Genomic DNA, 14352 nt, shown 5'->3' on the forward strand with positions numbered 1-14352 from the left:
CCGTGTCTCTTGGAGGCTACGGGCGGCCACCAGCGCCCGACAGCGGGCGTACTCCACCCAGGGCACCGTGGCAGGCAGCGAGGTTCGCATTCGGGCCTTGTGCCGACCTCCATGCCTTTGGTCACTGTCCCGACATCCCTCGACTGTCGGACTAATACGGATAAACCACTCAGGAAATGAACCCTCTGCTTCGACGGCAACGCCATCACCCAGCCGCTCGTCGTCCTGAGCGTTTACGTCGTCCTCGAAGCCACGCTCGTCATCATCTGCACCTACGGCCGCCTGCTGTGGTGGCGCGGCACTGAGCGACGCCTACCCATCAGCGCGAGGAAGAGGGCCGTATCGCCGCCATCCGGCCCGCATGAGCCGGCCGCGCTCCGCTTCCCGCCGCCGAGGCCGGGTTCCATGCCGCACTCCCGCAGGCTGCAGCGACGGCTCGGCAGGACGGCGTTTCGACCGCTTTCCGATCCTGCCCGACGTCTAGGCTCGGCGCGTGGGGCAGCTTGAGCAGCGCGCCGAGGGCGCGGGACCGTTCACCACCCGGCTCACCTGGCACCTTCCCGGCGGCGGCACCGCTGTGTGGGAGTCCCGGCTCGCGCGGCGGCGCGGAGTACTTGCCGTCCGTCCTCTCGGTGCGGCGGCCACTCGGTATACCCGTGCGGACGCCGTTGCCATCATCCGGCTGCGCCGACTCAACGCCATCGCCGCGATCGCCTTCGTCATTGGCGGGGCACTCTTCGCGGCCGGCGCGGCTGTCGCCCAGATCGGCTCCAGCGACGCCACCGAGTGCGCCTCGGTCTACTTTGCGGGCGGCCTGTTCTTCAACACAGGCGGGTACGTCTCGCTGCTCCAGGTGATCAACGCGCCCCGCCACGTCGGCGGCGGCGATGGGCTGCTGGTCACTCGCCGCTGGCGGTGGTGGAGTTACGAGCCAATGCGGGTGGACTGGCTGAGCACGTTCGCCCTCTTCGCGGGCACACTCGTCTTCGCCGTCAATCTGCTGGACTCCTTTCTGCAGGGCCTGAACGTGCAGCAAGTCAACCGGCTGATCTGGGCGCCCGACGTGATCGGCTGTCTCCTCTTCCTGGTCTCCGGCCACCTGGGCTTCGTCGAGACCTGCCACGGCCGGCCCTGCGTCCGCATGCGCAATCTCGGCTGGTGGATCGTTGCCGTCAACCAGATCGGCTCCGTCCTGTTCATGGCCTCGGCGGTCGCCGCCTTCACCCGCCCCGCCACCGGCAGCCTGGTCAACGCCGACATCGCCACCTGGGGTACCTTCACCGGCGCCCTGTGCTTCTCCCTCGCCGGCCTCCTCCAACTCGGTGAACACCCATAGGCAGGGACGGCTTCAGGATGGAAGAACAACATGCTCCGCTCCTTCCGCGCCCACGTCAGCCACCAGCGCACCGTTCCACACGGCCGAGCCCAGAGGCCGGCAAGAACTGGACCAACGATGGCCAGGTCCATGAAGAGCGGGGTCTGAAGGGCCGAGTCTGCCCGAATCAGCTGTCGCGGCCGCCATGAACCAGCCCCGAGGCGGGAGGCTCGTGCTGTTCCCGGCCCGGGAACAGACGGCCCAGTGCCAGCCGTGCCACGCGCGGCCAGTCGGCCGCCGCCCCCCTGATCCGCGGCGCGTGGGGGCGACGGCGTGGCACGCGGACCCGGAGTGCCCCGGGCGCGCTGCGGCACACGACTGGTGACGGCAGAACGACATGTTCTCCGTCGATGCCGACAGGGAGGGTGTCCGTGTCGGCATCGACGACGACCATGCCGGCGCTCAGCCGGACGAGTCCCCCGGACCGCCGCGGACCGCGCACCATGCGCGCCGCCTGAGCGGTGTTGCCGACCCGCACGCACACGACACCGAGCAGTCCCGAGTCCAGCCGCTCCCTGCGCCCCGGATGGGCCGCGTCGACGGCACGTCCGTAGGGATTGTTGCTCACGAGCAGCGCCTGAAGTGCATCGACGTACGTCCGGTCGGCCCGCGTCCGCAGTCTGGGCGCGTCCTCGCCGGTGAGGAGGCCGGGGAGGGTTCGCAGGGTTGTGCGGGCTTTGGCATCCCGGTACGCGGGGTCGGTGACGACGGACGCGTACGTGCCGAACGAGGCGTTGTTGACGAAGACTCGGTCCGCGGCGTACCCGAGGTCGATGCGGAGTTCGACACCGAGGGTCAGGGCTTCCAGGGCGGCCGCCGGATCGTCACGGTCGAGGCCGAGATCGAGGGCGAAGTGGTTGCGGGTGCCGGCGGGAATCACCACGAACGGCAGGTCGTGGCGCGCCGCGACCTCGGCCACCAGCGCCTGGGTGCCGTCGCCGCCCGCCACCGCCAGCAGATCGGCTCCCTCCGCGACGGCCTGCCGGGCCAGCCCGGCGACATCCTGGCCTGCGTCGAGCAGGGCCACCCGGCAGCCTGCAGCCCGGGCCTTCTCGACCAGGTCGAAACGTCCCACCTTGCCGCCGCCGGAGCGCGGATTCATAAGGACCCAGGGGGCGTGGGGCGCCTCGGCGACAGCCTGTTCGGACGCGGTGTGACCACGTGTCAGGGCCGTCCGTGCCGCCGTGACGGCCAGCAGCCACAGGCTCAGGGACAGCAAGGCCGGCCCCAGCATGCCGAACGTGGCATACAGGGCGAGGACAGCGACCGGCGCGGTCACCGACAGAGCCGCCCCGAGGGCACGGAGCGCACCGGTGTGCGCCAGGGTCCACCACACCCCGACGGCGGCGAGTGCCAGTGCGGCTATGCCGGCCAGCGCCCACAGAACGCTCCGCAGCCCGGCGGCGACGAGCGGCACCAGGATGCTGCCCAGCAGGGCGAGCACGGCGAGGCGGGCGCGTCCGGCGTCGCCCTCGCGCGAGGTCGAGGCCCTTGCCTTTCGCCCCCTTCTGATATCCCCGCTCTGTGGCCCCACTTGTCGGCCCTCCGCTTCCGTCTCACGCCTTGTGCGTCGGACGTTCCTCCGACAGGTCGTGGATGTTGCCGCGCTGAGCCACGCTAAGGGCCCAGATGATGAAGCCCGACATCGCGATCACACGACCGGCCACACCGGGTGGTACGGCAGGGAGAGGAAGTCGGCGATGATCCGTGTGTGCCGGCCGGGTGTGTGTCGAGGTGTGTCGAGGTCATCTCGAGCCTCGATCCGTGGTGTGTGAATGGTCAGTGGCCGGAGGCGGAGGTCGGGCCCGCGTGCTCCGCCGGGCTGCCGTGTCCGGTCAGCACCAGTTCCTTCGCCCTGCGGAACTCCTCGTCCGTGATGCCGCCCCGGTCACGGATCTCCGACAGCCTGGCGAGCTCGTCGACGCTGCTGGACCGGCCGTCGGCCGCCGTCTTCCTGATATAGGCGTTGAACTCCTCCCGCTGCGCTCGCGCGTGCGCAGCCTCCCTGTGGCCCATGTTCCTGCCCCGGGCGATCACGTAGACGAACACGCCCAGGAAGGGCAGGACGATGCAGAGCACCAGCCAGCCGGTCTTGACCCAGCCGCTCATCGTGTCGTCGCGGAAGATGTCGGTGAAGATCCGGAAGAGCAGGACGAACCACATGATCCAAAGGAAGATCCAGAGCATGGTCCAGAAGGCGCCCAGCAGGGGGTAGTCGTACGCGAGGTAGGTCTGCGCGCTCATGTCCGTCCTCCGTTCCGGGCGCGAGCCCGGCAGCCGTTCTCTGGCACCTTCAGCGTGCCCACGGTTCGGTCGGCGCGGCCTCACCCGGCGCGGGTGAGTGCGGACGGCGTCGGCGAGCGAGTCCGTCACCCGCCTTCACGTCCACGCCGGCCACCACGCGGTCCGTGAGCCGGTCGGTCACGGCCTTCTGCACGGCCGGTCCGGACGTCAGCGGTTGCGACGGTCTCCGTGTACCGGCCGGTGTCGGAGACGGTCTCCTGGACCCAGGCCGCGACGACGCCAGGGGTGCGAGCAGCAGGGCCGGCACCAGGAGGCCGGAGGACCCGGCCAGGCGTACCCGCCGGTGGTGTACCGCCGTGTGGCGTCGCAGGCGCTCGTACTCCGCTCGTTCCCCGGCGGTGAAGACGGGTTGCCGGTTCGCGGGTCCGCCGGAGTCCGCCGGAGTCCGGCGGACCAGAGGACGTGGTCGGGGCCATGGCTGCTCCTTCCGCGACCGGTGCGGTCAGGCCGTGGCGGCGGGCGTGCCCGGTCTGCGAGGGGGGCGTGCTCGGCGGAACGCGGCCCGCCAGGCGAGGGCGACCACCGCCTCGGCCAGACCGAGCAGGATCAGCCAGAGGCCGAGCAGCCGGGTCAGGGCCCGGGCCGACTCGGTCGGCAGGGCGAGGACCACGATCCCCGCGACGATGGCGAGCACCGCCGCTCCCAGGACGACGCCGCGGTGCGGCAGGTCCTCGGCCGTGAGGGCCGTGTAGAGGGTGAGGATCCCGGACACGAGCCAGACGACCCCGACGACCAGCGAGAGCGCGGCGATCGTCTGCAGCGGGTTGCGGAGGCAGAGGACCCCGGCCAGGACGTACAGCACCGCCAGCAGGAGCCCGGGCAGCCGTTCGTGCCCCTGACGTGCGAAGACGGCTACGAACCGGAACGCTCCGGTCGCCAGTAGGTACAGGCCGACGAGGACGGCCAGGACGTGCAAGGTCGCCTCTGGCCAGACCATGACCAGGACGCCCGGTACGAGCGTCGCGACAGCCGAGCCCAGGAGCCAGGTCCAGGAACCGCCGAGCCGTGTGAGCGCGTATGCGGTTCCATCCGCCGGACTGGGGACCTCCCCGTCGGGCTGGTGTTCCGGCCCGGTAGGCGATGCCGGGTTACGCGGCATGGTCATGGCTCCTCCTTCCGTGGAACGGCCGGACGCCTTCGCATCCGCCGCCGGGCGGTGTGGGTGGGAATCCAAGCGGTGTGCGGGAACGGCCGCCGGGGCGGTGTGCGTCGGACGCCGGGTGGTGCGCGTGCACGAGAGACGGTGTGCTGTGCGCAGCCTCTCTGGCTTCACTGTCACGCCTGCCACCGGGTGTCGGGGTCACCCGCCACGGGTGATCTGTCGGCGCATCGCGCTGCCCCACGCCGTGGCCTGAAATCGCGCCGTGCGCCGGGCGGGCCGGGCGGGACTCTGCGACGCGGCCCAGGCCCCCCGGATATACGGGGCGGTGGTGGGCGGAGCCGCCCTGAGGCGAGAGGTCGTGCACGACGGCCCGCATCGCCCGCCACTCTCACTCCGGAACCTGTCGCATCTCCATGACGCGCAGACCCAGCGACTGGCAGCGAGTCAGCAGGCCGTACAGATGAGCCTCGTCCACGACCGTGCCGAAAAGGACGGTCTGGCCGGACATCACCACGTGGTCCAGCTCCGGGAACGCGTTGGCCAGCGTCTCCGAGAGGTGTCCCTCGACTCGGATCTCGTAACGCACGAGCGGTCCTCCCACCGGACTTACCTGGACGCTCTTCACCTACTGGCTCGGGACAGGCGGACGGCACCCGTCCCTGCGATCCTCCGCCGCTGCGTACCTCACGGACCTCACCCCGTGCAGGTGACTCAATGAGTCAGAAAGATCTTGAAAGAGATGATCAGCAGGCCCAGCAGCAGGTTGACCGACGCGGTGATGGCCACCAGCCGCCGTGAGGCGCCGGCACGGTGGGCCGCGGCGACGGACCAGCCCACCTGCCCTGCGACGGCTACGGACAGTGCCAGCCAGAGGGCACCGCGTACGTCCAGCCCCAGGAGCGGGCTGACGGCCACCGCGGCGGCCGGCGGGACAGCGGCCTTGACGATCGGCCACTCGGCACGGCACACGAGCAGGATCCCCCGACGGTCCGGAGCGTGCTGGGCGAGCCGTGCTCCGAACAGATGGGCATGTACGTGTGCGATCCAGAACACCACGCCGGTGAGCAGCAGCACCAGGACCAGCTCGACGCGGGGGAACGACCCCAGGGAGCCGACACCGATCACCACGGAGGCCGCGAGCATGGAGCCGTAGACGCCACCCGTGTAGTCGGCGCGTGCCCGGCGTTCGGCACGGCGCGCCTTCCGGTCCGTCGGCCCGCCCTCGGCTCTCATCCTGTGCACCGGTGGCCCCTTACGCTCGGTCCGTGGATCCGTTCGCCCCGGCCGGAGCGGCACCGGAGCCGGGCTCAGGCGGGCGGCCGCTCCGTGCCGTCGGCAGATGCGGTGTGATCAGGAAACTGACGAGCGCGACGCCGCCCGTGGCCAGGATCGCCGCCTTCAGACCGTCGAGCTGCGCCGAGGCATAGGAGTCCGTGACGGCTTCGACTTCGGACGGTGGCAGTCCGGCCCGCTCGGCCGCCGAACGCACCTGGTCGGTGGAGACGAAGGTGATCCCGGCCTCGAGGCGGACACCGACCTGCTCGCGGGTTTCCGCGGACAGCTGCGGTTCGTCCGCGACCTGCGTGGTGAAGGCGTGGGCCAGTGCGCCGACCAGGATCGATCCGATGAGCGCGGTGCCCAGCGCCGAGCCCAGGTTCTGGGCGGTGAACTGGAGTCCTCCCGCCTCGCTGCGTTCCTCCTCGCCGACGCCGGACTGGACGATGTTGCCGAGCTGCGAGGCGAGCAGGCCGATGCCCACACCCAGCAGGGCCATCGCCCCGGCGAACTGCACGTCGTCGATGACCGGGTCGATGGTGGCCAGCAGCCACACGACGGCCGCCGCCAGGATCGCCAGGGCCAGCCGTACCACCCGGCGCGGCCCCATCACCCGCCCCAGCGGGGACGCGCACAGGGAGGTCACCAGCATGGTGGCGGACACCGGGAGCAGGCGCAGGCCCGTCTGGAAGGCGTCGAAACCCTGTACCACCTGCAGGTACAGCGGGATGGCGAAGAACAGTCCCAGCAGGATGAGGTTCTGGCTCAGCAGGGTCATCAGGCCGGCCCGCAGCACGGGTCTTCTCAGCAGGGACAGGTGCACGAGGGGGTCGGTGCCCCGGTCTTCCCGCCGCCGCTCCCAGTGCCGGAAGACGGCCAGGACGGCCACGCCGGCGCCGACGACGAACAGTGTCGGGGCGAAGCCGAAGACGGTGAAAGGGGGGTTGCGGGGCTGCACCCAGCCCCACGTACTGCTCTGCAGCACGCCGAGCACGCCCAGCGCCAGCCCGACCGCGGAGAGCGCCGCGCCGACCCCGTCGAGCCTCGGCCGCGGTCCGGCCTGGGCGGGCGTGGGGATCACCCGGCGGCACAGCAGGACGGCCAGGACGATCACGACCTCGCCGGCGAAGACGAGCCGCCAGGTGAGGTACGTCGTCATCCAGCCGCCCAGCATCGGGCCGACCGCGATCCCGGCGCCGGCGAGACCCCCGATGACCGCATAGGCGACGGCCCGGTCCCGGCCGGGGTACGACTCCGCCACCAGGGCCGCCATGGCCGGCAGCACCATGGCGGCGCCGAGTCCCTCGATGACGGACCAGCCCAGCGTGAGGACCCACAGCGTGGGCGCCACGGCGGTCAGGGCGGATCCCACGCCGTAGACGACCAGCCCCACGAGGAACATGCGGCGCCGCCCCAGGATGTCTCCGAGCCTGCCACCGACGATCATGAATGCCGCCATGACCAGGGCGTACAGGGTGATGACGGCCTGGATGGCGGTGACCTCGGTGTCGAAGTCCTCCACCAGTTGGCTGATGGACACGTTCATGACTGAGGTGTCCAGAACCATCAGGAACTGGGCCGTACCGAGGGCGACCAGGGCCCACCAGTGCTTCACGCTGTCCCACCTCGCCGAATCGGGCCCAGTACGCCGGCGGAGCCGGTCGGCCGGCGACCGGCAGATGTTGCGCGTTCCTGCGATCGCCTCCGACGTACGTTTCTCCATCGCACCCGACGCGGGCACCCCGCGCCTCACCCGTCACGGGGGAGGGCCGCCCCTGGCGCCTGCCTGCGCCGCTACCGGTGGGCGGGGTGCGCACCGAGAGCTTCCCCAGGTCCGTCACAGAAGTCCGAGGTCGCGTGCCCGGCGCACCGCGTCGTTGCGCCGGTTCACGGCCAGCTTCCGGTACACGCTTTTGAGGTGGGTCTTCACCGTGTTGACCGATACGTAGAGATCGGCGGCGATCTCCTCCGTGGACATCATCCGGGCCAGCCGCTGGAGGACGTCCCGCTCGCGTCCGCTCAGCTCGACCGCGACCAGAGGCGGGGGCCCGGGCTCAGACCGGAGCCGTTCACCGCCCCGGCGCGGCGGGCCGGGGCTGAGCCAGCCCTGTGCCAGCTCGTGCAGCGGAGCCGAGGCCAGCAGAGGCCGGATCCACGCTCCGGCCCGGAGGAACGGGCGCCGCAGGCGATCGCGACGTGCGTCGAGGAGCGCCCGCGCGACGAGCTTGCGGGCAGTGACCGCGTCTCCTGCCTCCGCTGCGGCCCGGGCCTTGACCAGTGCCGCCCCCACGGTCACCGCAGGGCCGGACCTGCCACCGGTGCGGAGGTTGTCGAGCAGGTGCACGGCGGCATCGGTGCGTCCTGCCGCGATCTGGATCGCTGCGGCCTCCACGGCGCATACCGCTTGGTCAGCAAAGACGCCTCGGAGCGCCTCGGCCGCGCTGTCCGGCCGTCCGTCGGCGAGATGAGCGGCGGAGGCGACGACGGCCGCATGACTCGCGGCCCAGGGCGAGGCCACGGCGGCGGGGACCGCCAGTTTCGTCGCCTCGACGGCGGCGCACGCTTCTCCTCTGTCCAGGAGCAGCCGGGAAGCGGCGATGGCCCGTGCCGCCGCCGGCACCGGATCGCGTGTTCCCGCAGGCGCCCGGGCAGTTTCCTCCAGGAGGTCCTCGGCTCTGCCCAGTTCGTGACGGTCCACGGCCACAGCGGCCAGGACCAGCCGGCCGATACCGGAACCGTACGGCTGGGGCAGGCCGCCCCGCTCCCCCTCGGAGACCGCGGCCAAGGCCCTGCGCTCCGCCCGGCCGGGCCAGCCGTTCAGATAGTCGATCAGAGCGAGGTGCCCCATAGCCTCCTCCCGGGGCAGTACGGTGGCGGCCCCGCCCGCAGCTGCGGCCGCTTCGGTCAGGGCGGTGCGCGCGTCCTCGTAACGCCCCGCCCACAGACGCGCCGAGCCGAGATGGGTCAGCAGAAGAGCGATCAGTTCGGGGTGCTTGTCCAGCAGACGGGCCGGGATCTCCTGCCGCAGCTCGTCGGCTGCTTCGGCGGCCCTCTCGGCCTGCGGCGTACTACCGGTCAGCCGGGCAGCCAGCGCTTCCAGCAACGCACAGCTCAGCCGGATCTCCGCCAGGTTCGGCGCGTCGTCGGCCAGACGCCCCTCGGCGCGGCGCAAGCGGCCCAGACCGTGATCCAGGTCGTGCCGGGACAGGGCGTGGGCCGCCCGGACGAGGTCGGCCGCCGGGCTTCTCGCTTCGGGCCCCATGCGGGCGAACACATGGGCCGGAGCACCCGAGCGTAGACCCGTGAAGAGCTGGCCGATCGCGAGGTCGTCGACCAGGGCTCCGGCGGCGAGGTCCCAGTCGCCGGCGGCGGCGCCGTGGGCGAGTGTCTCGGACAGAAGCCCGGAACGGCGCAGCCACCGCGCGGCCCGCCTGTGCAGGTCCGGTTCCAGGCCGGGCATGCGTTCGCGCAGGTGGGCCCGGAGGATCTCCCGGAAGAGCGGATGGAGCCGGTACCAGGAGTGCCCGAGCCGCTCGACGAACGCGTTCTCGCGGTGCAGCCCGGCAAGGACGGGTGCGGCGTCGGTCCGCAGGGTCAGCGCGTCGGCCAGCTCGGGGCGGAAACGCTCCAGGACGCTGACGCGCAGCAGGAGGTCCTGCGTCTCGTCCGTTCTTCCCCGCAGGACCTCGGCCAGCAGAAAATCCGCGACCGCGCCGTGGTCCGCCTCGAACTCCTTCAGATAGAGCTCCGGGTCGGCGCTCTCGCACGCGGCCAGGGCTGACAGGCGCAGTCCGGCGGCCCAGCCCCGGGTGCGCTCCACGAGGGCGCGTACGGCGTCGAGCGGAAGGACCAGACCGTGCAGTTCCAGCAGCGTGACGGCCTCCGTGGGAGTGAAGGCCAGCTCGGCGCCACGGATCTCAGTGAGCTCCCCGGCCGCCCGGTAACGGTGCAAAGGCAGCAGAGGCTCGGTGCGGGTGACGAGGACGAGGCGCAGCCCCTGCCCGGCGTGGTGCAGGACGAACTCCAGCTGCTCAGCGACTTCCGGAGCGGTCATCCGGTCGTACTCGTCGAGCACAAGGACCACGGGCCGCTCACGTGCGTTCAACTCGGCGGCGAGTGCTGTCAGCAACCTGCGGTCCACCCCGTCGGCATCCGCGGGCGCCCAGGCCACTCCGGACGCCGGAGCGCCGCAGGCCCGCAGGGACTCGACGACGTACGCCCAGAAGACCCCAGGACGCCGGTCTCCCGCTTCGCCGGTGAGCCAGGCGACGGGCTGGCTCAGACCGGCGGCCCAGTCGGCGGCCAGCAGGGTCTTGCCCGCCCCGGCCGCGCCGTTGACCAGTGTCAACGGCGTTCGGAGAGCCTGATCGAGATGGTCGAGAAGCCGCTTGCGCCGCAGGAACGTGTCGGGTCGCGAGGGAAGGGCGAACCGGGTGCGCAGGAACGGATCCCCCAGGGGATCGGGGCAGGAACCGGCTGGAACGATCGACACGTGCACTCCTCGTTCGTCCCGGTCGGTCCCGGCCACGACGCTCGTCACCCCTGTCAGCCAGGGTCACGCCACGGGTGGAGTCATCCATCGCCAGCATCCCAGCCTCACGCCCGGCGCGCGCGGTGGCGAAGGTGCTGCAACGGCTCGCGGAGTGCGCAGACGGCCGGCCGGCCACTCGCTCACGCTGCCGTACCCGTCAGGGGCCTCAGCGTCGGAGCCCTCAGGCAGGCGCCCGCCCGCGAGCGTTCAGAACGTGACACAACGCGAGGGCGATTCGCCCGGGATGCCGGACCGTAGCCCTGCGGTGAGTACCGCACTTCATCCCCATGGACCCGGTCCGGCGTACCGATCACCGCCGGTCGCCGTCCGGCTCGGACGCGGAGAGCCGGCCCGCGCGTACCGCCTCGCCCAGAGCCCGATGGTCTCGCTCGTTCAGATCGGCGTACTCCTCGGCGAACGTATGGAGCGCGCGGTCGAACGCGTCGCCACGGCCCAGATACGCCGCGATGGCGATGCGGTCGCCGGATCTCGCGTGGGCACGGGCCAGCGTGGTGCCGCAGACCTCGCCGAACGTCCTCAGGCCGACCGGCGTCATCAACTCCGGCTCGAGGCCGCCCTTCCAGTCGCGCAACTGACGTACGTAGAAGTCGCGGCGCCGCCCGTCGATCCCGTCCGCCCGTGTCCAGCCCAGGAAGATGTCGCTCGTGGCCTGCATCACTCGCTGCCCCGCAACCACTCGTTCGCCCTCGCTGCGGTACTCGCCGGCACCGACGTGAGCAGCGAGCACCGATGCGGCGGCCTCCTTGGCCTGCAGGAAGAGCGGGTCCCGGCCGTCCCTGCCGGTCAGGAGGATGATCCAGCATCGGGTGCCGACGCTGCCCACCCCCACCACCTTGCGGGCGGCATCCACGAACCGGAATGTCCCGAGGAGGGAACGCCGGTCCGACTGGAGGCTCCGGGCGTAGCCCCTGAGCAGCCCGCGCAGCCGCTCTTCCAGTGCGTCGCGCTCGACCTCGGGAAGCAGATCCGTGAGCGGTACGAGCAGTGGCGGGTCCGCGGCGATCCGGACCTGCCCGTCGACCGTTTCGGTGAGCTTGGCGAAGGCCTGCAGGCTGTCCCGGGTACGGGCCTTGTCCATGGCCCGGTCCAGGTTCCTTCGGCCGCCATCGGTCAGCTTTCGGGACGCCATGGCCGCAAGGCGGTCCGCGTCGATCCTCGCGTACCAGACACCGAGGTTGGTCATGCCCGCGAACCGGATCATCGCCTCGCGGTACGACCGCACCGCCGCCGGCACGACGCGGGCGCGCTCCCGGTCCGTGAAGCCGTTCGCCCGTCCCGCGACGGCGAGACTGGCCGCCAGCCGCTTCACGTCCCATTCCCAGGGGCCGGGCAGCGACTCGTCGAAGTCGTTGATGTCGAACATCAGCTGCCGTTCCGGGGAGGCGAGCAGTCCGAAGTTCAAGAGGTGCGCGTCTCCGCACAGTTGGACCCTGATCCCGGAGTCCTGGGTGGTGGCCAGGTCGGCCGCCATGATCGCGGCGGCGCCCCGGTAGAAGCGGAACGGCGACTCGGCCATCCGGCTGTAGCGGATCGGGACGAGCTCGGGAACCCTGGTCGCGGACTGGGCGTCGAGGATGCCCAACGGGTCCGGCCGGTCCGACGGCGGTGCGAACCCGGCGTGGCCGGAACGGGGTGTGCGGCGGCGGGCGGCCTTCCCCCGGGCGGCCCGCTCCGCGGGCGTCGGGGGCGGTCCGGCACCGAGCGTCGACGCACTGTACCGGCTCATCGAAGACCCTCCTGACCGCTTCCTTCCCCGATCATCGCGGGTCGTGCAGGTTCCGGCATCATCTGGCGGGCCCGGCCCCGGGCAACTGCGGAGGGCGCAGGGCCGGAGACCTGCCGCAGATCACTTCCGCCTGTCGTCCCAGGGAGTGCCCAGCCAGCTGTCGAAGCTGCGCAGAAGCGCCACCAGCGCCGCGCCCAGCCGCCGGTCGCACCACTGCGCGTGCAGAAAGACGTGATCGTCCTGGAACTCCAGCGGGGTCTCCTTGCCGGTGCGCCAGAAGATCCGGCGCGGCCCGCGGGCGACATCGCCACTACCGCTGACGACGGTGCCCACGGCGATGGCCACCTGGACGGGGAAAAGCAGCCACCACACGAACCACCAGAAGATCCGGCCCTTGTAGCCGACGGCCTCGGGGCAGCCGGTCTGGGTGACCGTCCAACGGGTCCGCAGACCGCTGCCGGAGAGCGCCTTCTCGCGGACGAACGTGCCGAGTGGTTCGCCCTGCGCGCCGAGCACCTGGTACGTCGCCACACCGTCGGCCGCGGACGTGGTCACCAGTGTGGCCAGCCGAGTCCGACGTTGCGGGTCGGCCCACAGGACGAAGGAGCGCGCACCGCCCTTTCGCGCCTCCAGGTACGCCGGTATGCCGCCCGGCGGCAGTTCGCGCTCCGGATACGCGACGTCCCGGGCCGTACCTTCGGGTGAGTCGGCGTACGTGATGACGTGCCCGACCGGATCGATGCCGTCCGGTGCGATGTCCTTCTTCTTGTCCTGGGGGACCGGCTCCATTGTCAGCGCGCTGCTCACCCGCGAACTCCTCCGCTGTCTTCCGCTCTCTGCAGTTCGGAAGTCGCAGACTAGACCGGGGACTTGAGAAGATTGATTCGTGGAGTCTTCTGAACCGTTGCCCGTATCCGACATCGAGCCCCTGCCCGGGGCCGGACGGGCCGCGGGCCGCCGGCTGGTCCGTTGCCGCCTCTGCGGCCGCCCGCTGACCGGTACGGACTCGCGCCGCACCGGTCTGGGCCCTGCCTGCGACGCCAAACTGCACCCCGCCGCACCGGACATCCGCACCCGCCGCCACGAGGTCGAACAGGACCCGCTGCCCGGTACCTGAGCGGCGACGGCGGCTATGTGCCGAGGCGGCGGAACAACCCCTCCTGCACCACGGACACCAGCAGATTGCCGCCGCGGTCATAGATCCGGCCGCGCGCCAGTCCCCGTCCACCCGTCGCGATCGGCGACTCCTGGTCGTACAGGAACCACTCGTCGGCACGGAACAGCCGGTGGAACCACATCGCGTGGTCCAGCGACGCCATGTCGAAGCCGCGCGGCCCCCACAGCGGCTCCACTGGGATGCGGACCGCGTCGAGGAGCGTCATGTCGCTCGCGTACGTCAGCGCGCAGGTGTGCACGAGCGGGTCGTCGCCCAGCGGGCCGACCGCGCGCATCCAGACGGCGCTGCGCGGGTCCGCGTCCTTCGTCTCCTCGTGCGTCCAGCGCAGCCGGTCGACGTACCGGATGTCGAACGGCTGGCGCCGGGCCATCCGCTCCAGCGCGTCCGGCAGCGCCCCGAGGTGCTCGCGGACCTCTTCGGCGACCGTCGGCAGCTGCTCGGGGTCCGGGACGGTCCGGGCGGGCGGCAGCTGGTGCTCGAAGCCCGCCTCCTCCGGCCGGTGGAAGGACGCCGTCAGATTGAAGATCGTCCGGCCCTGCTGGACGGCGGTGACCCGGCGGGTGGTGAACGACAGCCCGTCCCGCACCCGTTCCACCTCGTAGACGATCGGGACCCCGGGCCTGCCCGGCCGCAGGAAGTACGCGTGCAGCGAATGGACCGGCCGGTCCCCGTCGGTGGTGCGGCCGGCCGCCACCAGCGCCTGCCCGGCGACCTGGCCGCCGAAGACCCGCTGCAGGGACTCCTCGGGGCTGCGCCCGCGGAATATGTTGACCTCGATCCGCTCCAGGTCGAGCAGGTCGACCAGGCGCTCGGCGGGGTTCGTCATGCGGTTCGTCTCCAC

Annotated in this window: 12 protein-coding genes; 2 read left to right on the forward strand and 10 right to left on the reverse strand. The window is 71.4% G+C overall.

Annotated features, from left to right (window positions below; all coding sequences use genetic code 11):
- Positions 1-493: 493 nt before the first annotated feature.
- Entirely contained in the window at positions 494-1336 is an 843-nt protein-coding gene (locus tag OHA88_RS37545) for a hypothetical protein (protein WP_328628773.1), read from the forward strand.
- Between the two features lie 166 nt (positions 1337-1502).
- On the opposite strand, the gene OHA88_RS37550 is transcribed toward OHA88_RS37545, so the two are convergent.
- The 9 genes from OHA88_RS37550 to OHA88_RS37590 form a co-directional block, all read right to left on the reverse strand.
- Complete coding sequence (locus OHA88_RS37550; protein ID WP_328629886.1) at positions 1503-2888, reverse strand: diacylglycerol/lipid kinase family protein; 1386 nt, start codon at positions 2886-2888, stop codon at positions 1503-1505.
- Positions 2889-3154: 266 nt separating this feature from the next.
- Positions 3155-3619 (reverse strand): SHOCT domain-containing protein, encoded by a 465-nt coding sequence (locus tag OHA88_RS37555; protein ID WP_267006412.1) that lies wholly within the window; start codon positions 3617-3619, stop codon positions 3155-3157.
- Positions 3620-4121: 502 nt separating this feature from the next.
- Entirely contained in the window at positions 4122-4784 is a 663-nt protein-coding gene (locus tag OHA88_RS37560) for an HdeD family acid-resistance protein (protein ID WP_328628774.1), read from the reverse strand.
- Positions 4785-5169: 385 nt separating this feature from the next.
- Positions 5170-5367 (reverse strand): hypothetical protein, encoded by a 198-nt coding sequence (locus tag OHA88_RS37565; RefSeq protein WP_030980061.1) that lies wholly within the window; start codon positions 5365-5367, stop codon positions 5170-5172.
- A 125-nt stretch (positions 5368-5492) separates the two neighbouring features.
- Positions 5493-6014 (reverse strand): hypothetical protein, encoded by a 522-nt coding sequence (locus tag OHA88_RS37570; RefSeq protein WP_328629887.1) that lies wholly within the window; start codon positions 6012-6014, stop codon positions 5493-5495.
- A gap of 19 nt (positions 6015-6033) precedes the next feature.
- Positions 6034-7671 carry an MFS transporter gene (locus tag OHA88_RS37575; protein ID WP_326602284.1) on the reverse strand — a complete coding sequence of 546 codons (1638 nt, stop codon included), beginning with the start codon at positions 7669-7671 and terminating at the stop codon, positions 6034-6036.
- Positions 7672-7893: 222 nt separating this feature from the next.
- Positions 7894-10548: a helix-turn-helix transcriptional regulator gene (locus OHA88_RS37580; protein ID WP_328628775.1), complete on the reverse strand. Its 2655-nt coding sequence runs from the start codon at positions 10546-10548 to the stop codon at positions 7894-7896.
- A gap of 349 nt (positions 10549-10897) precedes the next feature.
- A complete protein-coding gene (locus OHA88_RS37585) occupies positions 10898-12334 on the reverse strand; it encodes a DUF2252 domain-containing protein (RefSeq protein ID WP_328628776.1) in 1437 nt (478 codons plus the stop codon).
- A 120-nt stretch (positions 12335-12454) separates the two neighbouring features.
- The gene (locus OHA88_RS37590) at positions 12455-13141 is read right to left on the reverse strand and encodes a hypothetical protein (RefSeq protein ID WP_328628777.1); all 687 of its coding nucleotides are present in this window, start codon (positions 13139-13141) and stop codon (positions 12455-12457) included.
- 79 nt (positions 13142-13220) lie between these two features.
- Between OHA88_RS37590 and OHA88_RS37595 the strand changes: the two genes are divergently transcribed.
- Positions 13221-13451: a DUF6011 domain-containing protein gene (locus tag OHA88_RS37595; RefSeq protein ID WP_443044323.1), complete on the forward strand. Its 231-nt coding sequence runs from the start codon at positions 13221-13223 to the stop codon at positions 13449-13451.
- Between the two features lie 13 nt (positions 13452-13464).
- On the opposite strand, the gene OHA88_RS37600 is transcribed toward OHA88_RS37595, so the two are convergent.
- Positions 13465-14337, reverse strand: a complete 873-nt coding sequence (locus tag OHA88_RS37600; protein ID WP_328628778.1) for an acyl-CoA thioesterase — start codon at positions 14335-14337, stop codon at positions 13465-13467.
- Positions 14338-14352 lie beyond the last annotated feature (15 nt).

This window comes from Streptomyces sp. NBC_00353 (assembly GCF_036108815.1).
Lineage (GTDB): Bacteria > Actinomycetota > Actinomycetes > Streptomycetales > Streptomycetaceae > Streptomyces.

Coding starts and splice junctions, on each gene's coding strand:
- OHA88_RS37600 (WP_328628778.1), bottom strand. CDS start 14,337: ATGACGAACCCCGCCGAGCGCCTGGTCGACCTGCTCGACCTGGAGCGG.
- OHA88_RS37570 (WP_328629887.1), bottom strand. CDS start 6,014: ATGAGAGCCGAGGGCGGGCCGACGGACCGGAAGGCGCGCCGTGCCGAA.
- OHA88_RS37585 (WP_328628776.1), bottom strand. CDS start 12,334: ATGAGCCGGTACAGTGCGTCGACGCTCGGTGCCGGACCGCCCCCGACG.
- OHA88_RS37555 (WP_267006412.1), bottom strand. CDS start 3,619: ATGAGCGCGCAGACCTACCTCGCGTACGACTACCCCCTGCTGGGCGCC.
- OHA88_RS37560 (WP_328628774.1), bottom strand. CDS start 4,784: ATGACCATGCCGCGTAACCCGGCATCGCCTACCGGGCCGGAACACCAG.